We start from the raw sequence: 25963 nt of genomic DNA on the forward strand, positions 1-25963 counted from the left end.
ATCATGTTGAGATTTATCCTGACTCAGTACTAACATTAGCTGTGTTTGTCCTGACTATTTGAATGTTTCTGCCAAAATTGGATGCTCCCGAATAGTAGACGAAATTGGGTTAGTAGAAATAATTAATAATTTATTGGGTAAAGAAGCAGGAGAAAAAGTGAGCGCTGGGCATGTAGTAAAAGCAATGATTTTAAATGGTTTAGGTATGGTTTGTTTCTAAACCTTTATATATGTTTCCCGACTTTTTTGAATCGATAGCTTGTGAGCATTTAATTGGCTCAGCAGTAAAACCAGAATATCTCAATGATGATAAACTTGGTAGAGTGATGGATAAGTTATTTATTAAAGGACTAGATACAGTATTTTTAGCAATTAATTTAAATACAGTAAAGAAGTTTGAAATATCTTTAGCTTCATCGCATTTAGACTCATCATCATTTCACCTACACGGAGAATATAAATCTATTTTACCGGAGGTAATATTTAGTCAGTCTAGAGTTGAGGATTTTCACCGAGAAGAAAGATAGGTTGACGGTTCTCAAGGGATTACAAAACGAGCCAGAACTCTAGTTTCTTCTCAATCCACTCACATATGACCTACTGGAGACTTTCCAAATTCCCCAAAAAATCCAAAAGTCTTTACAGTTGTTGCCCCAAGAAACTGAGTTCAGCAATTTAGAGTTTAATACCCTACTCGATCACCATCTACCCAAACTCGGCTCTCAACAACGTACCCGTGTTTTGGAAGCACTACTCGATCACTTTTTACCATCATCAAACTGATTGGCCAGTGGTGCAAGCCCTTGTCTGTGATGATGCTCCTCAATTCAAATTACTGACGACTGAGTTAGCTTTATGTTGGGATCATGTTGGGCGACACTACAAAAAGTTGCGTCCTATGGTAGCTTATCATCAAAAGCTTTTAGATAAGTTTCTCAAGACATAGCTGGGATTACTACCGCTTTCTTACTGGCTTATAGAGATGCTCCAAGCTATGAAGCCGCACAGAAACTGCGGTCTGAGTTTTGGGATATTTTCGCCACTAAAAGTGGTTATGAGGAGTTAGATGAACGAAAACAATTAACTGCAGCAAAAATGGAGGAGTTGCTGTTAGTCTTGGAGCATCCTGAACTACCGTTGCATAATAACCCGGCTGAATTAGGAGCTAGGACAATCGTACTGCGACGTAATATTAGCTATGGTTTAAGCTGTGGGGGTTTTATCCCAAATTAACTGTCTTAACTGTCTTAACTGTCTACGAACTTTTTACTAACTATCTACTAACTGTCTTATATGTCCTTGCATTTTTATAAATTTTGAAATACTATATTCAGTACTGTTAGAAAAATGTTACAAAAGAGTGAAGCATCTATGAAGTAAAGCCCAATGTCTCAACCAACTCCTACATATCGTCCTCCCAATTTTGCTGGCATCAGAACGTTTATGCGTCTACCACATACAACAGACTTGGATGGTGTTGAGATTGCAGTTGTGGGAGTGCCGTTTGATACGGGGGTGACTCATCTGGTCGGCGGACGCTTTGGTCCTGAAGCCATCCGTTCTTATTCTATGCTATTGCGCATACAACACACAAGAACCTTACAAAGCTTGTCCACGAAAACCTTCTCAATGTCAATAAAGCCGAAAATAATCGCATTAATGCCCGCTTATTGACAAGATTTTAAGCAATCGCCTTAACTGAAGAATATTTGAAAAAGGTAAAACCTTTTTCAGGCAACCTTTAGTACATACATCTTTTTAGCTTGCCATGCCAATACCAGAATTCGTTTCCGATAAAAGTATTACTCTTCATGGGTTGTTTGAAGCGCAGGTAGAGAAAACTCCAGAAGCTATTGCGCTTGTATTTAAAGAAGAGCAGTTAACCTATCGCGAACTTAATGAGAGAGCCAACCAACTGGCACATTATTTACACTCTTTAAATGTAGCCCCAGAAATGTTGGTAGGCATTTGTCTTGAGCGTTCGATTGAGATGATAGTGGGAATGCTGGGTATCCTCAAGGCAGGTGGTGCAATGGTTCCGCTCGACCCATCGCAGCCTCAAGAGCGCAAGGCGTTCATTCTAGCGGATACAAAAGTCGAGGTATTGCTAACTCTCAAGAAACTGGTAGCAGGAATTCCTGTACCTCAAAGTCATTTGGTTTGTTTGGATACTGAGTACGAGAAGATTGCTACCAAAAGCAAGAACAATCCAAAAAACGGCGTTCAGTCTGACAACCTAGCTCACACAATCTATACTTCGGGTTCTACAGGACAACCAAAAGGCGTGATGGTAAATCACCAAGCAATTTGCCAAGGCTTTGTGTTGATGCAAGAAATTTGTCCCATCACCCAGCAAGATCGCGTTTTGCAAAAAATGCCTTTAACATTTGAATTTTCATTCTGGGAGTTATTTTGGCCTTTGATAACTGGGGCTTGTGTAGTCCTTGCCAAACCAGGCGGTGAAAAAGATATTGCCTACTTAGTCAAACTTATTGCTCTACAGAAAATAAGTATCCTTATGTTTGTTCCTTCTGTATTGCAGGTTTTTCTCTCCTACGAGGGTCTGAAAACTTGCAAAAATATTAGAACGATATTTTCAGGTGGAGAACCCTTAACTTCTGCATTAAAAAATAGATTTTTTAATCAGCTACCTAATTGCCAACTCTACGATCTTTATGGTAGTACAGAAGATAATGCAGTAACCTATTGGCTTTGCCAACCCGATGAAAAGTTATCTAGCTTTCCCCAAGGTCGCCCGTTACCAAACGTCTCAATTTACGTAGTTGATGAGCAGTTGCAACTTGTTCCCGTAGGAGAAACAGGGGAGCTACTTGTCGGCGGATGGGGACTGGCAAGAGGATATCTCAATCGTCCAGAACTGACAGCACAAAAGTTTATCTCTAATCCCTTTAAGGATAAGATACAGGAACGTCTTTATCGGACAGGAGATCAAGTTCGCTACCTAAGTGATGGAACAATTCAAATTCTCGGTCGCATCGACAACCAAGTTAAGGTGCGGGGTTTCCGGATTGAATTGGGAGAAATTGAGGTTGTACTCGAAGCACACCCTGCGGTTCGACAAGCTGTAGTCTTAGCTCGTGAGGATGTATCAGGGGACAAGCGCCTAGTGGCATACGTTGTACCGACCTCGCAAGAAAGCCATCCCCAGGAGCAGAGCTATGCAAATAATCCTCTACGACCAAACTTGAGCACTCAGCTGGTGCCACTGCTGCGGAGTTATCTGAAAGCACATCTGCCTGAGTACATGGTGCCCAGCGCCTTTGTGTTGCTAGAGGCTTTCCCCTTAAACCCCAATGGCAAAGTAAACCGCCAGGCGCTGCCAGCACCAGACCAGAACCGAACTGATCGCTCAAAAGTTTACGTAGAACCACGCACACCAGTTGAAGAATTACTGGCGAGAATTTGGTCTCAAATACTTGGAATCGAGCAAGTTGGTATTTATGACAACTTCTTCGACTTAGGTGGGCATTCTTTGCTCGTCACTCAGCTTATTATCAAGGTGCAACAAACTTTTCAAGTTGAATTACCTTTGCTTAGTCTGTTTGAGATGCCCACAGTTGCGGAATTAGCCCAAAGTATTGCGATCGCTCAAAAGACAGGGGCTTCATTTACTACTGTTGGTACAAAAACTCCCGTGAATCTCAAGGCTGAAGCTATCCTTGACTCTACGATTTGCCCAAACACGTCCGCTCAGTATACCGCAGAGCCAGCTTGTATTTTTTTAACTGGAGCCACGGGCTTTATCGGAGCTTTTTTGCTGCATGAACTCCTACAGCAAACTCACGCAGATATTTATTGTTTGGTACGTGCTCCTAATCTCAAAGAGGGTAAGAAGAGAATTCAAAGCAGCCTTGAATCTTATTTACTTTGGAATGAATCACTCAGTTGCAGAATTATTCCAGTTGTAGGAGATCTATCTCAGCCGCTTTTGGGGCTTTCCCAAGAAGAGTTTCAAGCAATGGCTGAGTTAGTTGACCTCATCTATCATAATGGAGCATGGGTTCATCATACTTCTCCCTACTCTGTACTCAAAGCAGCTAATGTTTTGGGAACCCAAGAAGTTTTGAGATTGGCAAGTCAAGTTAAAGTAAAACCGGTGCATTTCATTTCCACCTTAGGCGTTTTTTCCTCAGTTGGTGATTCTGGGGTTCAAGTCGTTCGAGAACATGACAGCTTAGATGATTACCCATTACCATTAGACGGCTATTGTCAAAGTAAATGGGTTGCCGAAAAATTAGTTACTATTGCACGTGAGCGAGGTCTTCCTGTTTGTATATACAGGATAGGACGTATATCAGGGCAGAGTCAAACTGGTGTTTTTAATAAAAATGACTTCTGGTACAAACTAATTCTTGGCTGTACCCAACTCGGATGTGTGCCGGAAGGAGAGATGCTAGAGGATATGGTTCCTGTGGATTATATAAGCAGAGCGATCATCTATTTATCTAGGCGAAAGGAATCTTTAGACAAAGTATTTCATTTTGTCAATCACCAGTCTTTTAACTCCAGTCTGCTGATCAACGTACTCGGCTCGTTAGGTTACCCATTGCAACAGATTCCTTACGATCAGTGGCGAAAATATTTGCTCAAAATTGCTGAACATTCGCCAGAACATACCTTGTATCCACTGGTGTCGTTTTTTCCTTCAAGAAGTTCTAAAAAAGAAATGTCCAACTTAGGAACAGTGCAATTTGACTGTCAAAATACGCTCAATGGGCTTGCAGGTACCTCTATAGTCTGTCCTCCTCTAGATGAGCAGTTGCTTTCTACTTACTTGTCATACCTAATTGATCAACGTCCAACCTAGTAACTGGAGTTTAGACTAGTGCGATTCGTTAGTAGCCCAATAAATAAGCTACCCAAGTATAAATACTTAAATTTTTATGTGATGTGGGTGACGGCCAAGTAACTGAGAAAGGACTAGTCCCACCTTGGTATTATGTCGTTTACAACGTCTACAACATATACAAATAGCGGCTTATACGCTGGTTACATTTTCTACAACGTTTCAAGTGGATACTGAGCTAATATCTCCGAAAAAGGTATCCACTTTTGATCATTTGTGTAGATCATGATGCCGTCAAAGGTAGTTTGACTAGCTTGAACCAATCGAATCAACTTGCTAGTCAAGACTTTACTATTGTAGAATCCCAGCGACCTCGACGCCTGCCTTTGGACTTACAGGCAGAAACACATTTGGTGAACGATCGCTACTCTATCGCTGATCGCAAATGGCTTAAACAACAGGGTATTACCTTCGGTACTATCTAACTGTAGGGCGCACGGTACGTGTAATAAGGAATCGCGCTTGAATAACTTACCTGATAATTTGACTTGGCTTGGCGAATCTGCTAAGCACTTTCAGGTCGAGGAGCTGGAGTAAAAGTGGTACAGCAGTAATTTCATTCGATTTGCCACTAAACTTTTTGTTGCCCTAACACCACACCTGGTACTGCTCCACGCACTCACACGCTCGCTGAGCTTTGAGTTGCCCTTCTCGGTCAAGCGGAACCTTTGGCTGTCTTGCCGTCGATATGAATCAACAAGGGTACCTAGTTGCTCACTGATACTGCTCACCCAACTTAAAAAACCGTCCTGCAACGATTGGAGGTTCCAACGCTCCTAACACCCGCGCAAACGTATCGTGTGACGGTATCCCATTCGGTAAGTCTAAAAACTTCTCTAACCATTCCTGCTTGGCTTTGCCATAGGGTTCAATCGCCACAAACCCGTCTGAAGAGTGCTAACACGGCAAAAATCGCGCTCGTAATGATTGCCATTAAGCTATGCCGTTTTGTCCTGTCTACTCTGGGGTCAATAAGACTGCTGGAAATGCTGCATCACGCTCCGACGGAGGATTTTGACTTCTCTAACTTCATTGGGTCTGACAATGGGTGGACCAAATCCTTTAGCCATACTAGCTCCGGGGAATATCTCCAACCTTGACTAGTATTCAGAATATCTCCTTCCATGTCAATATCCCTCTTGTATCAGCGCAAACACTCCTTTTGCTATTCTGGTCTTTTTGTCAAGTACAATCTATACAAAATAAGATGCGTTTACCCTGCTTGCTCATTTAAAGATTGATTTAATTTCCGACTGAATTCTTTCTTGACTTCTTCTCTAAAGTGACCTACTTTGAATGTCTTGTCATAAAATGATAAAACATCATCATTACATTCTAGTTTAGAAAATATATCTTCCATCTTTATATCTGTCCTTAAAACTATGTTCAACAATTTTTCTGGTAACTAGGCTCAGTGTGGTAACGCATTGTAGAAGGATTTGCCTCCTGTATGATAAGGTGAGGGAGGCAGAGCCTCCAGATTGCATTCCCACGCGGAGCGTGGGAACGAGGAGGGGGGAGGAGGAGAAAGACTTGGATTTAGATGGTGTTGACTAGGCTATTAGAGTCAACATGATTCAAATCGTCTATACTAAAATCCTCGACAAAATCGGATTTTCCAATTACAGGTAATAAATGATCGTATAATTTCATAGCCTGTAGACAGTTATTAATTCCCGTAACGGCAGAATTGTATGCTTCAATCTTTTGCTCGACGGCACTGAGTAAACGTCGATTTTTATCAATCTTTTCTTCAGCTTCTTTTTCTAAAGTTTGCTCTAAATAAGCACGCGCTTGGGGGTACTGTTGTAAAATAGCGTCGGCTTGCTGCTCAGCCATTGGTAATAACTGAGTTTTGAGAGTTTGATTGATGGTTTGGCGGAAGTTTCTGCGAATGGTTTGGGAAACTTTTGGTTCAAAATCTAATTTGAGTAATTGCCTAATTGCAGGTTCAGCTTCTACCATACTTTCACAGTCGTATCCTTGGGAAGTTTGCAGCAATGTTTGCCGAAACTGGTAGATGGAAAAAGTACCTTCATCGTAGAATCTCGGACTTTCTCTAACAAACCTGTCGCATTCTACCTTAGCTGCATTTACCAAAGCAAGAGTAACTTCTTGTTCTCGCACTTTCAACTCTTGTTCAATTCCCCCATCATTCCCAAGTAAACGGTACAACTGACGATAGTATTCCGCCGAGCAAATCCTTTCTAGTAACCGTTGGAAGAAATTGGCAACTACTGACTGACAAGACTCTACCAAAATATCTTCTAACTGATTTGCCAAATAATATAGTGCTTCAACTAAAATGGCAATTAGAGGTGCGGTAGCATTGCGAGGATGACTCAAAGTTGCATGTCGATAAGCATTCCTGACAGAAAAAGTATTGAGCAACTCATCCAAACAGCGAATCATGCGTGATTGCAGTTGATGAAAATCAACTTCAAAAGCATCGCAGTTGTTTGTAACGACTTTGTTTACTTCTTCGGCAATGTGCAGCCCTAAGTCGTTACCGACTTGTTGTAACTGCTGGTTAAGTCGTTGCAACTCCTGTGCCTTCATCGCCTCAATTTCTCGCGGCTGACTATCTAAATCTCGTTGCTGTGCTTGATAATGTGTTTTCAGTTTGATACAAACGTCTTCTAAATCGTCTGCGAGGTTTTTAAATAACTGGGGACGCTTTTCTTGGGTAAGATAGCGAGTGATGGCGTTTCTAAATTCTTCAATGCCGCTATCTTGAATTAGCTGAGTAATCACAGGTGTTCCATGTTCAGCTAAAATTCTAACATAGTTCTCATTGGGCGTCTCAAAGTTATTAACAGAAATACGAAACTTGCTTGGTGGTAACTTACCGGAGTTGGTACAGTAGCGCAGAAACTCATACACAAACTGTGGTGTTTCCTCTTTACCATCCAATCCTTTGACACTTTCAGCAAATACAGAATCTAAACCAAATCTATCTCGTCCACTTGTCTGTTTAATCTGACTGCCATAAAATCCTAGTAAACCACTAGTTTTATATAGCCTGCTGGTATCGCGAAACTGCTTGGTAATTAAATCATCTAGTCTTTGCCTTAATTGGGTATTATACCAACTTTCATCAATCCGGTTGAAGATATAGAATACGCGATCGCGTATTCCATAATTCCCCCGCATCTTTTCCAAAAGTTCCGTTTCTTCCTTTGTCATGTCACCAGCCGAAGCAGGTTTCAATACACATACCACCGCCGAAGTATCTGGATGCTGAATTTTCGCATAAGTTAACTGAGCATCCTTCTCCACTGGCGCATCAATACCTGGCGTGTCAATAATTACATTACCATCTTGCAACAACGGATGATAGCAGTAATATTCAATTCGTTGCAAAACAGCACTATTACTGCCACGACGCGCATAACTTGCCGCTTCCTTGAGATTCGAGAAGTTAAATTGCTCCATCGAATAGGTAGCATTATACTGTGTGTGGATGTGTTGACGGTTTGCCATATACCCCGCCAACAACAACATCAAAGCCTTTGCCTGTTTTGCTCGTTCAGATTTACTCTCACCACCCTGTTGCTGAATAATTGTTTCACATCCTTGACGCAGCAAATTAACAACTTCAGATTGGTTAATATTGACATTCGTCGTAAATCCTAATTGCTGACACAAAGAAACTGCAAGTTCGCGAATTTGAACTTCACTCAAAAACGTTAAAACAACACGTTCCTTATCAGGCTCGGAATACTCAATTTTGCATTCTGTACCAGTAGCGTGTCCCTCTGCACTGTACAGCAACTCTCGTTCTAACAGTGCATTTATTAGCATAGATTTACCTGCACTAAACGCACCCGCAAACACAATTTCAAACTTTGGTGAAATTGCTTTTCCAAGAGTTGTTTGTAAAGGTGTAATGTCGTGCGATCGCAAAGACGGTTCTTGCTGTAAAAGTAGTAATATAGACTCAACTTGTTCTTTTAAATTGTCGATTCGGAGCTGAAACTCCCGCATTATGAGCATCCTGTTAATATAATATTTAAGTATTTCCGTTCATTTTATGAACATTATTTGCCAAGGAACCACGTAGAAACTACTGACTTACACTTTAAAGCAAATCACCTGAGAAGATGAAAATCGCCGCTATTAGACTAAAACCTGAAGAAGACTTAAAACAAAGCCTAAAAAACTTCGCCATTCAAAAAAATATTCAAGCAGGATTTATATTAACTGCCATAGGAAGCTTACAACAAGCAACCATTCGCTTCGCCAATCAACCAACAAGCACAGTACTAACAGAAAAATTTGAAATTCTTTCGCTTAATGGTATAATAGCAACCACAGGCTTGCATCTTCATATAGCCATATCTGACCAACAAGGCAACACCATCGGCGGGCATCTAGACAATGGATGCATCATCTACACAACCGCCGAAATAGTTATTGGCATTAGCGAAGAACATACTTTTCTGAGAACAGTTGACACGGAAACAGGTTATCAAGAACTAGAAGTTATCACAAACAAAGGCAGAGGGTAGAGAAACCCCTCCCTAGCCCTCCCCTTGTAAGGGGAGGGTGAAACCCCTCCCTAGCCCTCCCCTTGTAAGGGGAGGGTGAAACCCCTCCCTAGCCCTCCCCTTGTAAGGGGAGGGTTGGGTGGGGTATGACATGCTCCTCTGACTCATTAGATAATGAAGAAAGATTAAGTTTAATGAGAGTGTTTAATAATGATGAGCAAAACTGCCCTCAATGTTGTAGCAATATCTATCTTTATAATGACAATGTCAACCTTGCTGGGACCATTATTTCACTTATCACCCACAATACCAGCAGGATTGACTTTTATCGTACTAGCAATAGCAACTTTTGATGCTTTCAGTTTAGAAGGCAAGGGAGGTAATTTACTGCTAGATTGGATTGCAGGTTTTTCACCTCAACATAGAGAACGCATTCTCCATCATGAAGCGGGACACTTTTTAGTTGCTCATTTATTGGGTATTCCGATTACTGGTTACACTCTTAGTGCGTGGGAAGCTCTTAAACAAAGACAACCAGGACAAGGAGGTGTTAGCTTTGATGATAACGAATTAGCATCTCAATTGGAACAAGGTAAAATTGGCGCTCAAATGCTCGATCGCTACTGTACAGTTTGGATGGCTGGTATTGCTGCGGAAAACTTAGTTTATCAAAACGCTGAAGGAGGTGTTGATGACAAAACTAAGTTGGCAGGAGTATTGACAAATTTGGGTTTTTCTGAATCTGCTTGGGAAATGAAACAACGCTTTTTTACCTTGCAAGCAAAAACCTTACTGCAAGAAAATTGGTTAGCATACCAAGCTTTAGTTAACACTATGCGACAGCGTGCGTCTGTGGTGGAGTGCGAGAATGTAATTGTAGAGACGTTCCGGCGGAACGTCTCTACAGATTTATGATGAGACAGCGTGAAGTTCGCAAGCATGGGAGAAATGACTGTCGCAACCAATTACACGGTTACGCCCAGCAGTTTTAGCTTTCAACAAGTATTGATCCGCACGATTGAGTAGGCTTAGTCCCCCTGCATCATCTTCTGGTTGCAAACAAGCAGTTCCCAAACTAATTGTGACATTGATTGCCAGTTTGTTATTAATTGCGAATGGTTGTTCACTCACAATTCGGTTAAGACGACGCGCTACTATCAGTGCTTCGTCACATTTTGTGTTGCCCAGAAGAATGACAAATTCCTCACCACCATATCGGAATGGAGTGTCTTGAAACCGCAAATTGTGTCGAATTCGAGTACATAGTAATTGTAAGAGACGATCGCCTACTAAATGACCGTAGGTATCGTTAACTTTTTTAAAATAATCCACATCTAAAATTATCAAACTCAAAGGAGTCCCATTAGTTTGGGCTTTTTGAATTTGTCTGGGTAAATCCCACTCCAATGCACGACGATTATTTAATTCTGTCAACGAATCTGCTAATGCGATCGCTGACAATAAATCATTTGTGCGGATCAGATCGCGATATTTTTGTGCTTTACGCAAACCTACTGTCAGTTGAGCTAATAGTAAGCGATGCCATAGGGCAGGCGATTGAGTATCCAAGTTAGAATTTGTTTCCTCTGGTAGCTGCCAAATGCAAGCATCAGCTCCTTCTTGTAGTGCCGCACAAGTCATCTCCAATTCCCATTCTTTGCCATACTTACGAATTGATGCTATTAACTCTTGACGGTCTTCCAAAAGGATAGAATATATCCAAGAAAGCTTTGTCTGTTCTTTAAGCCAATGACAAAGTTCCATACTCCCATCTAAGCTAGCCTGTATAAGTATGACATCTGGAGGCGTGGTTTGAATTTTAGACACGCACTCATTGAGATTGGCGATCACTTCTATGCTAAAAGCGCTGGCATCACGGATCTGATCTGGAAGTGTGGTCAGAAAATTTTCACTTCCAAAGATCAGAATATAAATATTCATTGCTATACTTTTTGCCTGATTTCAACGTTAATATCTAACCTCGCTCAACATACTCTCCTGCCAGCTAATACTAAATATAATTGTATTTTTTGCCAAGAGTTTTAGATCATATTTTATATTCTTTTTACTATCTACCTGAAAATTTTCCAATTTTTTTTACCTCACATTACTTATTCTTTACTACAAACCTTAAGGATTAAATTTCTGATACCTAATGTCTGCTTTTATCACTTTTATTTCAAACAGTATAAATACTGAATAATCTTTTTCAGCATAAAACTAATACTGTAATTTCCTGGACTTATAAATTTCTTAATCATTACTCTAATTTACCGTAAAAAATACTGATGCTGCAAGTATAATTACTTAAATTAGCATCTATATAGATAATCTTAATAATCCGAGCATTAACTATGCTCATTTATCCGTAAAAACCGAAATATTTTCTGAATATAAAAAGAGAAAAAACAGTAATTCATCACAGTTTTTTACTCACAGATAAGTACATTTACATATGGATAAAACTGACTCCAAGTCCTTGTCGAAAATCACGCTTGCTGTTGCCCTAATCGAAATGGAGAATTTGAGCAGAAATTTTTTGCCTTGGACTTGTAAGTCAGTATTAAATACTCAGATTAATTCTGTACAGCCAGAAAATAGTTACTGATAACCTTCTATGTGGTAACCTGCTGCAACAATTGCTTGTTTGATCGACTCTTCCGAAGCTTGTGCTTCCACGGTAACGGTTTTAGCCTGAACATCTACATCAACTTTCGCATCTGGCTCCACGACATGGATAGAATCAGTAATCTTCTCTGCACAACCATCACAGGCAATGTTGGGAACATTCAACTTTAGTGCCATAGTTTACCTCAATTTCGTCGATAAACAACTGTTTTTTCAATCTAATTTTAGTTTTCGCCTAGTAGCTCTGCCATCCTACCAAGGTTGTGAGATTAGTAGTACATCAATGCGTGAATGCGTGAATGGGTGACTTTCGCGCAGCGGCGGTGGTGGCAAAACTGTCCTGCTGTGCGGCATACTTTTTGTAAGTGCTATTGAGTAAGTCCTGACAGAACTATTATTAGGGCTAAATTTAGTTGAAGCAAAAAAAGTAAAAACCCATGTCTTTTAATCCCCAGTACCTCAGCGGTAACGAAATTCGCGCCTTATTCTTAGACTTCTATGCCCAACGGGGACATCAAGTTCTCGCCAGTGCCTCCCTCGTGCCAGAAGACCCAACGGTACTGCTGACGATCGCGGGGATGCTACCATTTAAACCTATATTCTTGGGACAACGCACAACAGAATTTAAGCGTGCTACCACTTCCCAAAAATGCATCCGCACCAACGATATCGAAAACGTCGGACGTACCAAACGGCATCACACGTTTTTTGAGATGCTGGGTAACTTCAGCTTTGGTGACTATTTTAAAACACAAGCGATCGCTTGGGGTTGGGAACTGTCAACTAAAGTTTTTGGATTACCCCCCGAGCGTCTTGTCGTCAGCGTCTTTGAAGAAGATGACGAAGCTTTTAATATCTGGCGCGACGAGATTGGTGTGACAGATTCCCGCATCAAACGGATGGGTGCTGATGATAACTTTTGGGCATCAGGTCCAACTGGTCCTTGTGGTCCCTGCTCAGAAATATACTACGATTTTCACCCAGAACGTGGCAATGACAACATTGATTTAGAAGACGATACCCGATTTATCGAGTTATACAACCTCGTCTTCATGCAATATAACCGGGATGCTGAAGGTAACTTAACACCGCTAGCAAACAAGAACATCGATACCGGGATGGGCTTGGAGAGAATGGCACAAGTTCTCCAACAAGTTCCCAACAACTACGAAACTGATTTGATTTTCCCCATAATTAAAAAAGCAGCAGAAATCGCTGGCGTTGACTATGCTACTAGTGATGAGAAAACTCAAGTCTCTTTAAAAGTAATTGGCGATCACATTCGTGCTGTTGTCCACATGATAGCCGATGAAATCCGCTCTTCTAACGTCGGACGGGGTTATGTGTTGCGGCGACTGATTCGCCGGGTGGTACGTCATGGGCGACTCATCGGTATTTACCGTAGAGATGTTACACGCAACGTCTTTACATCAGAAGTGGCATCCGTTGCGATCGCTCTCTCCGAAACAGCATACCCCAACGTGCGTCAACGGGAAAATGCCATCATCGCTGAATTAGAACAAGAAGAAACCCGTTTCCTCAAAACTTTGGAACGTGGTGAGAAACTGCTGGAAGAAATTATCCAGGAGTTACAACAACAAGGTAAAACCCAAATCGCTGGGGAAAGTGCCTTCACTCTCTACGATACCTACGGTTTCCCCTTAGAACTAACTCAAGAAATCGCTGCTGAGAACAACCTTACAGTTGATGAGGCGGGATTTGATGTAGAAATGCAAAAACAGGTGGAACGTGCAAAGGAAGCGCACGAAACCATCGATTTAACTGTACAAGGTACGCTCGACAAACTGGCTGAACAGATTAATGTTACAGAGTTTGTGGGTTACAACGAACTTGTAGTAGCAGCTAAAGTGGAAGCGCTACTGGTTGGTGGCGAGTCTACCCAAGAAGCAGAAGCTGGAACTGAAGTGCAAATTGTTCTGGACAAAACACCATTCTATGCTGAGTCGGGGGGACAAATAGGCGATCGCGGTTACTTATCTGGTGATGGCATCGTGGTAAGAGTTCACGATGTGAAGAAAGAATCAGATTTCTTTGTCCACTTCGGACGCATCGAACGCGGTACAATCCGAGTCGGTGATAGTGTGATGGCGCAAATCGATCAAGCTTGTCGTCGTCGCGCCCAAGCTAACCACACTGCAACGCACTTGCTACAAGCTGCTCTGAAGAAAATCGTCGATAATTCGATTTCACAAGCAGGTTCTTTGGTATCTTTTGACAGGTTGCGCTTTGACTTCAACTGTCCCCGTTCTCTCACACCTGAAGAAGTACAACTTGTTGAGGAACAAGTTAACAACTGGATTGCCGAAGCACATTTTGCCCAAGTGGAAATTTTACCCTTAGCAGAAGCTAAAGCTAAGGGTGCAACTGCCATGTTTGGAGAAAAATACGGAGAAGAAGTCCGGGTGATTGATTTCCCCGGCGTGTCGATGGAATTGTGCGGTGGGACACACGTAAGTAATACTGCTGAGGTTGGGGTGTTTAAAGTTGTATCAGAAAGTGGTATATCATCAGGGGTAAGACGGATAGAAGCTGTTTCAGGTCCGGCAGTTTTAGATTATCTTAATGTTCGGGAGAAGGTAGTTAAGGACTTGAGCGATCGCTTTAAAGTTAAACCTGAAGAACTACCGGAACGCATCACCACTCTGCAAAACGAACTCAAAACCACCCAGAAGGAACTGGAGACGACTAAAGCACAACTGGCGATCGCCAAATCTGACAGTTTGCTGCAAACAGTTGAATCGGTGGGCGATTATCAAATTCTCGTCGCCCAGATGGAAGACGTGGATGCAGAGTCTTTGAAAACAGCAGCAGAACGCTTGCTGCAAAAACTTGGCAATAATGCCGCAGTCGTGCTGGGTTCAGTTCCTGAAGCAGAGAAAGTTAGTTTAGTTGCCGCTTTTGGTCCAGAAGTGAACAAAAAAGGCTTGCAAGCTGGTAAATTTATTGGTATGATAGCTAAAATTTGCGGCGGCGGTGGTGGTGGACGACCAAACCTTGCCTCTGCAGGTGGACGCGACGCTAGTAAGTTACCACAAGCTTTGGAATCAGCTAAAACTGAGTTGCGATCTGGGTTGAGTTAATAACATAAAGGAAATCGGGTTAGAAACCCGGTTTCTTTTGCGGATATTCAGTCACCTGTGCTTAATGCGATTATTTAGGAGCTTATTGATAATGGACTATTCTTGTTGACAGGATGCCCTTGCCCTGATAAACATAGGGTTACAGGGAGAAAAAGTTAATCCAGGAGTTTTCCATGTCCTCCGAATCCAAGACCGTCCAACCTGCAGTCTTAATCACCATCATTGGTGAAACAGTATTGCAAGACCGTATTCTCCAGATGTTAACAAGTCTGGGCGCAACTGGCTATACCTTAACCCCAGCGCGGGGTGTAGGTAGCCACGGCAGACAGATGGGAGATATTGCAGGTTATAACACCAACATTGAAGTTAAGACGATTGTGTCTCAGTCCGTATCAGATGATATCTTTTCCTCAATCGCCGACTATAAAACTCATCACGCCTTGATTGCCTTCCGCCAAAATGTCGAAGCTTTGATGGATTAACTGGGCATTTATTCCCCAGGGCAAACGCATCTAAGCCGCAACCACAGCAAACACCGGACTTGGTCGTAAGGACTTAAAATTAGTTTACAAAAGGCGGTATAAAATGGGTCGTTTAAATCCTTACTCGCTACAAATGCAAATTACGCGGATGTTTGAGCAAGGGCAAACATTCTTTGCTACAACCAAAGTACAAGAATGGTTAAAAGAACACAATCATAATCCAGCAGATTACGACATTATCTTCCATCAAAAACCTGCACCTCCAGGTTCACAACAAGTAATAGCAGTGGAAATAGAGTTGCGGCGCAAAGATGGACAACCTGTGGATTCTTGGTTGCAAGAACAAGCGAATTTGCAAGCTTAACATTGCATAGAGTGCAGGATGAATAAAAATTTCCTGTGGGATAGAGAGCAGCGCTCTCCGGAGGGTTTCCCACTGTCGGGCGCGACTGCGGAGCATCTTGCCCGTCCCTTTGAAAAATTTTCTGTGGGATGGGCATCTTGCGCCTTAGCCCCTAAGAAAGCGGGAACGGCTCCGCCGAATGCGTGAGGCTATTCTACTCCTCTAGCCCGAATTAATTCAGCAATAAAAGCAAAAATCGCAGATACTAAAATCAAGATTACACTCAAAGCATTAATATCTGGCTTAACCCCGGTTCTAATGCGGCTAAATATTTCCATCGGTAAGGTATTGACACCACTACCAGCAGTGAAACTGGCAATCAGAAAGTCATCTAAGCTGAGGATAAAAGCTAGTAGACAACCTGCTATAACACCAGGCATTAATTGAGGTAGCAGTACTTGGATGAAAGCTTGTACAGGTGTTGCACCTAAATCTAATGCGGCTTCTTCTAAATGAGGATCTAAATTGGTAAGTCGAGCAGAAACAACAATACCAATATATGCAAGACAAAATACCACATGGGCGGCAACAATTGTCCACACACTTAGGGGAATGGCAAACGCCGCGAGAAAAACTAAAGTAGCTACGGCGATCGCAATATCAGGAATAATCAACGGTAGGTAGGCAACTCCGCGATACAAAGTCTTTCCCGGAAACTGATAACGTGCTAACCCCACCGCCATCAAAGTTCCTAACACGGAGGAAATACTCACTGCACTACCCGCTACGATCAAACTATTTTTCAATGCCGATAGAATCCGCTCATCACCAAACAATTGGCGATACCAATTTAAGGTAAACCCATCCCAACCAGCACTGTAAGGCGACGAGTTAAAACTATAAAATGCTAGTACGGCGATCGGCAGATACATGAAAACAAACATTAGTAGTGAGAAAATTGCCTGCACACTAACACGCGGTTTTTGTTGAGATGGGGATACATTCACGCCTGTGATTGAAAATAATTACTGTACTTTTTGATAGTACATTTGCAGCAAAACGTCAATGATTTATACAAAAATTTAGTAAACTAGAAGAACCACAGTCCCAAATGTTTTTTCATGACTTTTTTCAGGGTAGGCTCTAATATTCGGACTGAAATTCAGGAATTGATCAAACTTGCTATCCCATTAGTTAGCGCCCAACTTGCCCAATCTGTCACGGGTTTTGCCGATACAGTAGTTATGGGTAGATTGGGAGCTGAAACTTTAGCGGCAGGTGGATTAGCTTCGATCACGTTTATGACACTGTTAAATACTGCTATGAGCATGGTTGTAGGAGTCAGTCCGCTCGTAGCAGCAGCGTATGGCGCAGGAGATAAATGGCAAGTCACGCAGGTAACGCGCCAGGGGTTATGGATATCAGTAGTCCTGGCAATTTCTCTGATGCCGATTGTCGCACATTTGGATGCGCTGATGCTTCAGTTCGGACAAGCCAATAGAAGCGCTTTTTTGGCAAATGAATATCTGGATGTAGCACTGTGGGGAGTATTTCCAGCTTTGGGGTTTACCGTACTGAGAAGTTTAGTGGCTGGTATATCCCAGGCACGTCCACTCATGGTAATTGCGATCGCTTGGACGCTGTTTGATATTGCAGGCAATTATCTATTGGGGCTAGGTATGTTCGGTTTTCCGCGCATGGGACTTGTGGGTTTAGCGTTGACTAGCGCTCTCAGTTTTTGGGGGAGGTTTTTGTCTCTAGTCGTCTACATCCTCTGGCACAAGCAACTGAGAACTTACCGTATTTTTTTAGCATTACATCAAATTAAACCGCGCATCATTTGGAAATTGCTGGGGCTTGGTGCGCCGATTGGTATAGCAACAGCTATAGAATATGGGATGTTTAATATCGTCTCATTCTTAATGAGTGCTTTGGGAACTGACATTTTGGCCGCACACCAAATTGTTTTACAAACTGTAGCCGTCTTTTACACAGTACCATTAGGGATATCATACGCTACAACTGTACGAGTCGGTCAATGGTTCGGACAGCACAACTTAAAAGCAGCCAAACTAGCTGGATACCTCAGCATGGTTTTGGGTGCTGGAGCGATGACACTAATAGCGATCACCGTATTAATTTTTCCTCAACAAATAGTAGGATTGTTTATCGATCTGAGCAACCCAGCAAATGCAAAAATTTTATCAATTGCTCTCCCTATGCTGTTTGTAGTAGCTTTAGCAGAAATTGTCGATGGAGTACAAAGAACTGCTCTTGGCGCACTGCAAGGGCTTCAAGATACTCGCATCCCAATGTTGGTCAGCTTTTTTGCTTACTGGGGAGTAGGTTTAACTAGCGGCTATCTGCTATGTTTCCACTTTGGTTATGGTGGAGTGGGATTGTGGATTGGACAGTCAATTGGACTGGCGATCGCATCTATTGCTTTCACTTGGCGGTTTCGTCAACTATCCTCCTACAACCCCTCAAGTGCTGAGGAACACCCATTACGCAATCACTGAATCATTAACTAATGCCATCAGTTGCGCGATAGAACCTTTGAACCTATTTTTGTCTACATTACCGCTAACTCCCGCTACAGTACCTTTCTCTGTATATTGCCAGAAGGTATAACCGTTTCCGCCCCAGTTATGGGCAGGAATCAGCGGCTCTGGTTTGTCTGTATAGTGAGCAATCCACAGAGGATACCGAGTGAAATTTTGAGTATCACCCATATACTCTTTCCAGAAAGATGGACTGGTATAAATAATTGGTCTGCGTTTTGTCGCTTGCTCTACTTTTTTTAACCAGATTTGCACACGTTCAATCCGCTGATCCAGATTAATTTTTTTCCATTGCTGTCCAACAGTTTCTGGCCAAGCTTCTATATCTAAAACTGGTGGCAAATCTCCTGGTTCCAGAACATCTTTAACAATTGTCAAAAAGTTATCTGCCTGTTCTTGGGGAGTACTAGTTGTTGGTCTAAAAAAGTGATAAGCACCGCGAATAATACCAGCTTGCTTCATTCCTTCCCAGTTAGTCGTAAAGGTTTTATCGATGAAAGTAGCGCCCTCTGTTGCTTTAATAAAGCCGTATGTAATCTGAGCACTTCTAACAACTTGCCAATTAACTGGGGGATTTATATTTGAAACATCTATACCAAGTTGTAAGGTTGTATTCAGAGTATCCATAAGTGTTACATCTCCATTATTTAAGACAAAACTAGTAAGTGTAACCAACTAGAAGTTTGACCGTATTCTGCCCTTCTGCGTGTTTTTTGAACTCTTTCTCAAAGTCGGCGAACTCTGTTTCCGGTAAAACAATGCATCCCATTGAACCTGGTATATTTGCATCTTTATGAATCAGGAGATCACTACGAGTTCCTCCGTCCTTTGTTTTGACTTCAAATGGTGTAATAGGATAACCATTACCCTCTACGCCCTTAACATGTTTCAGGTTGACAGGATTAACTGCAACAGAGTAAAAAGATAATGGCTGATTAAGTTCATAAGTAGCAGGAATCACCCCACCACGAATATTCCAGTCTTTTACCCCTTGCTTGTCTCCAGTGCTGCTTGTGGCAACCCATCTACCGACAATTCCTTTAGTTTCATCTATCAGAAATAACCTACCTTTGTTAAGTGCTGGAGTTTCGTCTAGTGGCATTGTGAAAAATAAAAGCATACTCATTCTTCTCCGTTTAAAATTCAAGTTGAGCTTTCCTTCTACTCATTTAATATGTGCAGACAAATTAAACTTATGCACTCAATGAAGTGTTAATGAAAATATGTTCAAAACGAACATTAGCATTAAAAAAACCGCCTGCCATACGACACGCGGTTTATGTTGGAATGTAAATATAGTAGTCCTAAATGATTCACGAACACCAAAAAACCCGGTTTCTTGGAGAAACCGGGTTTCTAATGGCTAGAAGAATGCAAACTTTACAACTTAGTGCCGCATTCTGGGCAGAAGTTGTTGGCAGGCAAATTTTTCGCGCCGCAGTTACTACAGTAAACTGGTGCTAGTGATGCTTTCTGCGGTTGACGTGGCAAGCCGATCATCTGAGCATTACTCTTACCTGGGGCTACCATTGGATAGCAGTTTTCGTCTCTGGTAACTAGAGCATTGACAATAACTGGTCCTGGGTGTGCTAACATTTCGGCGATCGCATCTTTCAACTGCTCCCGATTTTCGATTACCATGCCCTTAATGCCATAAGCACGACCTAATAACTCAATATCTGGCATTCCTACTTCCATATTCGAGCAGGAGTAACGTTCGCCGTAGAAAGCTTGTTGCCACTGGCGCACCATTCCCTGCCAACCATTATTGATAATTACAGTCTTGACATTTATGCCATACTGTGCTAGCGTTCCTAACTCCTGCAAATTCATCTGAAAACTGGCATCGCCGCTGATACAGATGACTTCTTCATTAGGAAATGCCACCTTAGCGCCCATTGCTGCTGGCAAACCAAAACCCATCGTTCCCAAACCAGCGCTAGAAATCCAGCGCCGGGGACCATTGTTCAGGAATTGTGCCGCCCACATTTGATGTTGACCCACATCTGTAGTGTAGTAGGCATGAGGTGCTTGGCGACCGATTTCCACTATCACCTCTTGCGGCGACATGCTATCAGGATGGTGCGGTACTACCAGAGGATACTCTTCTTTCCAGCGGTTAATTAAATTCAACCATTCTTGAGTTTGGTTGGGTGTATCCTTGATCCCTTCTTCGTGACATCGACGCAACAAATCAGTTAAAACTTTGCGCACATCACCAACAATGGGTACTTCTGGAATTCTGTTTTTACCAACTTCTGCCGGGTCAATGTCGATGTGAATAACTTTAGCACGAGAGGCAAATTCATCCAACTTACCAGTTACCCTGTCATCAAATCTTGCGCCCACACAAATGAGCAAGTCACAATCACTGACAGCAAAGTTAGCGTAAGCGGTACCGTGCATCCCCAACATGCCCAAAGATAGAGGATGGTGTTCGTCAAAAGCACCGATCCCCATTAATGTTGTTGTGACGGGGATATTAAATAACTCAGCTAATCGTTTAACTTCCGCGTGGGCATTTGATGCGATCGCACCTCCACCCACATATAACAGTGGTCGCCGACTTTCCCGAATCAACTGTATTGCTGCTAAAATCTGCCGTGGATTTCCCTTGACGGTAGGACGATAACCGGGTAATCTTATCGATCCCGGTTCCACTGGCACATAATCAAATTCCTCTAAAGCCACATCTTTAGGGACATCAATCAAAACCGGTCCCGGACGCCCAGTATTAGCAATATGGAAAGCTTCGGCAACAATTCGTGCCATATCTCTGGGGTCGCGCACTACATACGAGTGCTTGACTATAGGTAGGGTAATTCCGTATATATCAGTTTCTTGGAACGCATCAGTACCAATTACTGGTCTTGCTACCTGTCCCGTCACAATAATCATCGGGATGGAATCGGTGTATGCAGTAGCGATCCCCGTCACTAAATTAGTTGCACCGGGACCAGAAGTACCAAAGCACACTCCTACCTTTCCCGTAGCGCGGGCATAGCCATCTGCGGCGTGTGCTGCACCTTGTTCGTGTCTGACTAAGATGTGCTTAATGGCATTACCAGCGGCTTCTACCTTGTATAGATCGTCATAGATCGGCAGAATTGCACCGCCCGGATACCCAAATATATACTCAACGCCGTGGCGTTGGAGACTGTCAAGCAATGCAAAACCACCAGATTCACGTCTCGGTGTCACTCTTTGAGAAGAAACAACTGACCTTTCATGCTCAGTTTCTAGTTGACTAACTTGTAGACGCGCATCTCCTGCCGAGAGACTTGGTAAACGCACAGGCAACCCTCACGTTATATGATTTAATTTGAAAATTTTGTAGTTAATGTACTATTTTAGTGTAAAGTGACCAAAAAATGTTCATCTTTGAGAAAAAAGATTCCCGACTTCTCTGAGAAGTCGGGAATCTTGGGATGCTAGATCAGCTTATGCAAAAATTCAGCTGCGGTTATATATTGCTCTACTATAGATGATTCGATACACCAGCCTTGTACTGTTTGAGGCGATCGCCACATGAATAAATGCTCAACGGGGGGATCTGCGTAAAAATTCTGCCCACCACCAAACAATACAGAACTCCAATGGGTGAAATAATCATGGCTCATACGGTGGATAGGGAAGTTACCCCACAGCGGTACTCCCCAACCATCTATAGCGATAAACTTCTTCACATTTCCCCCGCACAATTGCCACAACCAAGCAGCTTGTATTGCCCCAACCACACCAGCACTAAAACTAATAAATACAACGGGTGATTCTCGTGCCAAGTTTTGGTATAAAAACTGCACTATATGCAATCCTGATAGAGGTAAAAAACTAGAGGAGGGAAACACTAGTATATCCACTGGTTTTTGTTTCTTAGAACTGTCAGATGCTGACTCTAACCACCCTGAGATAAAACTTTGAGTTAATTCTGGTTCATGGATTCCTGGGATAATTATTATACACATGATTAATAACGTAGTTATCTTACTAAAAAACAAATTATTACTTTTTGAGTATCCCCTCCCCCCGCATGGGATATTAATCTACTAGTATGAGAAATAACCATCTCTTACCCTACTTCTCAGCTCTATTTTATAGAGGAAATCCACAGTGGTAACTACACCAGAAAAAATACAACACGGGCATCAACAATCATCAAGCCAAGACAGAGTAGCAGTATTACTCATGGGCTATGGCGAAGTTGAAAGCTACGAAGATTTCGCTAACTATAACGAACAGGCATTAAATTTACTCACGGCTAAATTTGCACCAGTGCCAGTTTGGATATATCCTCCTTTAGCAAGAGTTTTAGCTTTATTTGATCGCCATGAGTGGGGACATCAGCATCACGATTTTATCTCCCCACACAACGCCATCTTTGAACAGCAACGTGCTGGGATTGAAAAACACTTGCAAGCTAAGTGGGGTAATGGTGTTCAAGTTTTCAAAGCCTTCAACTTCTGCGCACCCTTTCTTCCCAAACAAGTTTTGGCAGAAATTGAAAATCAAGGCTTTGATAAACTACTGATTTACCCACTACTAGTTGTAGATTCCATCTTCACCAGTGGGATTGCGATCGAGCAAGTAAACAATGCTTTAGCCGAGTTGGCAGATGGTAATGAACACTGGGTGAAAGGACAGCGCTACATTCCTTCGTTCTACAATGAACCGGAATATATTGATTTACTAGCGCGTCTAGTTGAAGAGAAAATCTCCACTGACTTAGCAACCGCCTACCTTCCTTCGGAAATTGGTATTGTGCTCATGAACCACGGTTGTCCACACAAGGCAAAAGGTTTTACTTCGGGAATTACTGAAAGTCAAGTGTTATTCGACTTGGTACGCGATCAATTAATCAACCGCTACCCTCTGATTTCTATTGGCTGGCTAAATCATGACACACCTTTAATAGAATGGACTCAGCCAAATGTGACACAAGCAGCCAAAAACTTGATTCAATTGGGTGCAAAGGCGGTGATGTTTATGCCCATCGGCTTTGCAACAGAAAACCACGAAACTCTTTTAGATGTTCACCATATCATTCATGCTTTGGAGAAAAAGCACAAGAATGTAAACTACGTGCAAATGCCCTGTGTTAACGATCACCCTGAATTTTTGGCGATCGCTGCCGAGTGGGCAAATTCTCATATAGACAAGCTTTTGTCAGAGAAAAAATTTGCAGTTAACCCGACTCTTGCTGTAGCACATCATCATCACCACCATTAAAAGTTAGGAGTTATGAGTGAGGAGTTATGAATTATTTACTCCTCACTCTTAGCTACGTAACTCAAATTCACCTAAATGGGTGAAGCAAATCTAATCGGAGAATTATAACTTACGAAAGTGCATGTAATTGTACTTTTGTTTTATCATTGAAGAAAAATCAGCTCTTAACCCGGTAATTTTCATTGCTGAAAAATAAATATTGAGGAGTGAACGTGAAAATCATCGCCATATTAGGAGAGGAAAATAACGAGTAGTTCATACAGAGCTTATGCTTTTAATCGACAACACCAAAAAACAATCCTTGACAATCTTTTTAGTTTTTCTGGCATTTAGTTTCATATTGCCTTTAATGGCAACTGCCGCTAATATTTATTTTTACGGTAGGAAAAATAAAGTGACCAAAGCAGATGCTGCAATTGTTTTAGGAGCAGAAGTTTGGGAAAAAAAACCATCTCCTGTTTTTAGAGAACGGATTAATCATGCAATAAATCTCTACAAAAGAGGAAAAGTGAGCAGCATCATTTTTACTGGTGGAATTGGCAAAGATAAAGAAATAGCCGAGGCAACCGTTGGTAAACGCTATGCGATGGCGCGTGGGGTGGAAAAATCAGATATCTTAATTGAAACTAAATCTCAAACAACCCTCCAAAACCTTAAAAATGCAAAGAAAGTCGCGTCCTCCCAGGATTTATCTAAATTTATCATTGTTAGCGACCCTTTGCATTTAAAAAGAGCCGTATTAATGGCAAGAGATTTAGGCATGAATGCATATCCGTCTGCAACACCTACCACCCGTTATCAAAGTTTTAAGAGTAAGCTGAAATTTTTGATGCGGGAAACGTCTGCTTACTTTGTTTACCAACTGTCGAGAATTTCACTTTCAAGTTGGTATTTTATGTAAGGAAGACTAAGAGTGCGATCGCACTCTGAAAACCACTTAATATTTTGATGGAACGGGGATGCACACAGATAAACACAGATGATTTGTTTGCGTGCATCTGTGTTTATCCTTAATTAGCGAAATTAGGCTTACAGGTATCTACCTGCAAGCCTAAGAATTGTAAAAGTTACTTGTCTACAACTGGACGACCTTTTGTATCTAAATCTAACTCTTCGCGTCTAACTGTGTCACTAGCTTCAACTGTGTTTGTATCTACAACTTTCTTGACTCGGACTTCTTCGCGTACAACAGCTTCTTTTTGAATATCTGGCGTTTCTTCGTAAATCTCCATACGAACAACTTCACTATCTTGGAAGGCGTTTCTGGGATTGCTTGGTGTAGTATCTGTGGGATTTGTGCGCTCAATCACCACTCGCTCTTTTTCTACAGGCACTGCAACACGGGCTTTTTCCGTTTCCACATGTTTGCCAATTGTAACTTCCCCTGTTTTACGACGTTGTTTGTTCGCGATCAACCGTTCTTCGTATAGTTTCAGGGTTTGTTGATCCTGGTCGTTGATGTTGTACAGTGAAGGTTCTTGTTCGTAGTTGTAAGTGCTGCGGTCAAGCATGGCAGGTTGCATCATGTTAGAAGCAGCAACAGAGCCTCTATATACACCGCGTACTTGCTCTTCATAGTCATAATCAACCTCTTCCAAGTCATTAAAGTTAGGTAGGTTTTCTACTTGCTCTTTGGTCAGACTATAGACATAGATTCGTCTATTATTGTTATCAACGTTGGCACGTCCAACGGGTAACAACACTTTTTTACCAAAAATCCAAAAGCCTGTATCTACAATAAAATAGCGGAATTGACCAGTTGCCTCATCAACTAAAACATCATACACAGAACCAACTTTTTCATTTCCCTCAGCATAAATATCAAAATTCTTAATGTCATTATCTAAGGAGTCTTCGCGGTAGTCTGGGTAGAAGTCTTCAAGTTTTACAAGTACCATTTGATTTGTCTCCTAAATTAACATAGTGTTGACCATTAACTGTCAACTGTTAACAGTTAACAGCCTAAACGGTTTGTTTGCAACTCCAATCTTGTTTGCGATATTACACTTTACAGGTTAAAGCTAAAAAGTGGAAAACTGGTGGATAACTTATTAGTTATTTCGTGCCATACTATTATTATTTATTCGTTCCCATGAAGAAATTATGGGCGATCGCACGACAACTTAACGTAATTACCTAAGGATATACAGTTTCAGCAACTAATACTGGCTTGTTACCATACTCCACTTGGTTCTCCCGTATATATGGTGATAAGCTGTTCTAATCACCAAAGCAAGCTAATAACCGATTCCGGAAATTGTTGAA

Annotated in this window: 24 protein-coding genes and 1 pseudogene; 14 read left to right on the plus strand and 11 right to left on the minus strand. The window is 41.9% G+C overall.

Going from position 1 to position 25963, the window contains the following annotated elements:
- Window positions 1-34: 34 nt before the first annotated feature.
- The 6 genes and pseudogenes from ICL16_RS47635 to ICL16_RS45420 form a co-directional block, all read left to right on the plus strand.
- Window positions 35-506 (plus strand): annotated as a pseudogene (locus ICL16_RS47635) (DUF4277 domain-containing protein); the annotation flags it as partial.
- A 284-nt stretch (window positions 507-790) separates the two neighbouring features.
- Complete coding sequence (locus ICL16_RS45410; RefSeq protein WP_238360655.1) at window positions 791-946, plus strand: hypothetical protein; 156 nt, start codon at window positions 791-793, stop codon at window positions 944-946.
- 149 nt (window positions 947-1095) lie between these two features.
- Entirely contained in the window at window positions 1096-1233 is a 138-nt protein-coding gene (locus ICL16_RS45415; RefSeq protein ID WP_238360656.1) for a hypothetical protein, read from the plus strand.
- 153 nt (window positions 1234-1386) lie between these two features.
- Complete coding sequence (locus ICL16_RS07710; protein ID WP_190826271.1) at window positions 1387-1674, plus strand: arginase family protein; 288 nt, start codon at window positions 1387-1389, stop codon at window positions 1672-1674.
- A gap of 94 nt (window positions 1675-1768) precedes the next feature.
- Entirely contained in the window at window positions 1769-4828 is a 3060-nt protein-coding gene (locus tag ICL16_RS07715; protein ID WP_190826272.1) for a non-ribosomal peptide synthetase family protein, read from the plus strand.
- Between the two features lie 245 nt (window positions 4829-5073).
- The gene (locus ICL16_RS45420) at window positions 5074-5292 is read left to right on the plus strand and encodes a hypothetical protein (RefSeq protein WP_238360657.1); all 219 of its coding nucleotides are present in this window, start codon (window positions 5074-5076) and stop codon (window positions 5290-5292) included.
- A 289-nt stretch (window positions 5293-5581) separates the two neighbouring features.
- Here the strand turns inward: ICL16_RS45420 and ICL16_RS07725 are convergent, their stop codons facing one another.
- From ICL16_RS07725 to ICL16_RS07735, 3 genes are all read right to left on the minus strand, one after another.
- Window positions 5582-5746, minus strand: coding sequence for a transposase family protein (locus ICL16_RS07725; protein WP_190826273.1), 165 nt, complete (start codon window positions 5744-5746; stop codon window positions 5582-5584).
- 334 nt (window positions 5747-6080) lie between these two features.
- A complete protein-coding gene (locus ICL16_RS07730) occupies window positions 6081-6227 on the minus strand; it encodes a KGK domain-containing protein (RefSeq protein ID WP_190826274.1) in 147 nt (48 codons plus the stop codon).
- Between the two features lie 179 nt (window positions 6228-6406).
- Window positions 6407-8854 (minus strand): dynamin-like GTPase family protein, encoded by a 2448-nt coding sequence (locus ICL16_RS07735; RefSeq protein WP_190826275.1) that lies wholly within the window; start codon window positions 8852-8854, stop codon window positions 6407-6409.
- A 116-nt stretch (window positions 8855-8970) separates the two neighbouring features.
- Between ICL16_RS07735 and ICL16_RS07740 the strand changes: the two genes are divergently transcribed.
- Both ICL16_RS07740 and ICL16_RS07745 read left to right on the plus strand, forming a co-directional pair.
- On the plus strand, window positions 8971-9378 hold the full coding sequence (locus ICL16_RS07740; protein ID WP_190826276.1) for a PPC domain-containing DNA-binding protein: 408 nt from the start codon (window positions 8971-8973) through the stop codon (window positions 9376-9378).
- Between the two features lie 192 nt (window positions 9379-9570).
- On the plus strand, window positions 9571-10272 hold the full coding sequence (locus ICL16_RS07745; RefSeq protein WP_190826290.1) for an ATP-dependent Zn protease: 702 nt from the start codon (window positions 9571-9573) through the stop codon (window positions 10270-10272).
- Here the strand turns inward: ICL16_RS07745 and ICL16_RS07750 are convergent.
- Together ICL16_RS07750 and ICL16_RS07755 are read right to left on the minus strand one after the other, a co-directional pair.
- Window positions 10267-11298, minus strand: coding sequence for a diguanylate cyclase (locus tag ICL16_RS07750; RefSeq protein WP_190826277.1), 1032 nt, complete (start codon window positions 11296-11298; stop codon window positions 10267-10269). The two genes, ICL16_RS07745 and ICL16_RS07750, sit on opposite strands and share 6 nt — an antisense overlap.
- A gap of 660 nt (window positions 11299-11958) precedes the next feature.
- Window positions 11959-12162, minus strand: coding sequence for a heavy-metal-associated domain-containing protein (locus ICL16_RS07755; protein ID WP_190826278.1), 204 nt, complete (start codon window positions 12160-12162; stop codon window positions 11959-11961).
- Window positions 12163-12422: 260 nt separating this feature from the next.
- On the opposite strand from ICL16_RS07755, the gene alaS reads away from it, so the two are divergent.
- The 3 genes from alaS (at window position 12423) to ICL16_RS07770 (ending at window position 15932) form a co-directional block, all read left to right on the plus strand.
- Window positions 12423-15086, plus strand: a complete 2664-nt coding sequence (gene alaS / locus ICL16_RS07760; RefSeq protein ID WP_190826279.1) for an alanine--tRNA ligase — start codon at window positions 12423-12425, stop codon at window positions 15084-15086.
- Window positions 15087-15259: 173 nt separating this feature from the next.
- Window positions 15260-15568: a P-II family nitrogen regulator gene (locus ICL16_RS07765; RefSeq protein WP_190826280.1), complete on the plus strand. Its 309-nt coding sequence runs from the start codon at window positions 15260-15262 to the stop codon at window positions 15566-15568.
- 103 nt (window positions 15569-15671) lie between these two features.
- On the plus strand, window positions 15672-15932 hold the full coding sequence (locus tag ICL16_RS07770; RefSeq protein ID WP_190826281.1) for a hypothetical protein: 261 nt from the start codon (window positions 15672-15674) through the stop codon (window positions 15930-15932).
- A 188-nt stretch (window positions 15933-16120) separates the two neighbouring features.
- On the opposite strand, the gene ICL16_RS07775 is transcribed toward ICL16_RS07770, so the two are convergent.
- Entirely contained in the window at window positions 16121-16918 is a 798-nt protein-coding gene (locus ICL16_RS07775) for an ABC transporter permease (RefSeq protein WP_337906942.1), read from the minus strand.
- Window positions 16919-17032: 114 nt separating this feature from the next.
- Between ICL16_RS07775 and ICL16_RS07780 the strand changes: the two genes are divergently transcribed.
- Complete coding sequence (locus ICL16_RS07780; RefSeq protein ID WP_190826282.1) at window positions 17033-18430, plus strand: MATE family efflux transporter; 1398 nt, start codon at window positions 17033-17035, stop codon at window positions 18428-18430.
- On the opposite strand, the gene ICL16_RS07785 is transcribed toward ICL16_RS07780, so the two are convergent.
- The 4 genes from ICL16_RS07785 to ICL16_RS07800 form a co-directional block, all read right to left on the minus strand.
- The gene (locus tag ICL16_RS07785) at window positions 18416-19099 is read right to left on the minus strand and encodes a glycoside hydrolase family 25 protein (RefSeq protein ID WP_190826283.1); all 684 of its coding nucleotides are present in this window, start codon (window positions 19097-19099) and stop codon (window positions 18416-18418) included. The two genes, ICL16_RS07780 and ICL16_RS07785, sit on opposite strands and share 15 nt — an antisense overlap.
- Before the next feature lie 31 nt (window positions 19100-19130).
- A complete protein-coding gene (locus ICL16_RS07790) occupies window positions 19131-19592 on the minus strand; it encodes a hypothetical protein (protein ID WP_190826284.1) in 462 nt (153 codons plus the stop codon).
- 260 nt (window positions 19593-19852) lie between these two features.
- On the minus strand, window positions 19853-21766 hold the full coding sequence (gene ilvB / locus ICL16_RS07795) for a biosynthetic-type acetolactate synthase large subunit (protein WP_190826285.1): 1914 nt from the start codon (window positions 21764-21766) through the stop codon (window positions 19853-19855).
- Window positions 21767-21903: 137 nt separating this feature from the next.
- Window positions 21904-22437, minus strand: coding sequence for a hypothetical protein (locus ICL16_RS07800; protein ID WP_190826286.1), 534 nt, complete (start codon window positions 22435-22437; stop codon window positions 21904-21906).
- A 145-nt stretch (window positions 22438-22582) separates the two neighbouring features.
- Here ICL16_RS07800 and ICL16_RS07805 point away from each other — a divergent pair, with 145 nt between their 5' ends.
- Window positions 22583-23698, plus strand: coding sequence for a ferrochelatase (locus tag ICL16_RS07805; RefSeq protein ID WP_190826287.1), 1116 nt, complete (start codon window positions 22583-22585; stop codon window positions 23696-23698).
- 268 nt (window positions 23699-23966) lie between these two features.
- On the plus strand, window positions 23967-24599 hold the full coding sequence (locus ICL16_RS07810; RefSeq protein WP_190826288.1) for a YdcF family protein: 633 nt from the start codon (window positions 23967-23969) through the stop codon (window positions 24597-24599).
- 166 nt (window positions 24600-24765) lie between these two features.
- Here the strand turns inward: ICL16_RS07810 and ICL16_RS07815 are convergent, their stop codons facing one another.
- Window positions 24766-25596: a DUF2382 domain-containing protein gene (locus tag ICL16_RS07815; RefSeq protein ID WP_190826289.1), complete on the minus strand. Its 831-nt coding sequence runs from the start codon at window positions 25594-25596 to the stop codon at window positions 24766-24768.
- Between the last annotated feature and the right edge of the window lie 367 nt (window positions 25597-25963).

This window comes from Iningainema tapete BLCC-T55, assembly GCF_014698965.1.
GTDB lineage: Bacteria > Cyanobacteriota > Cyanobacteriia > Cyanobacteriales > Nostocaceae > Iningainema > Iningainema tapete.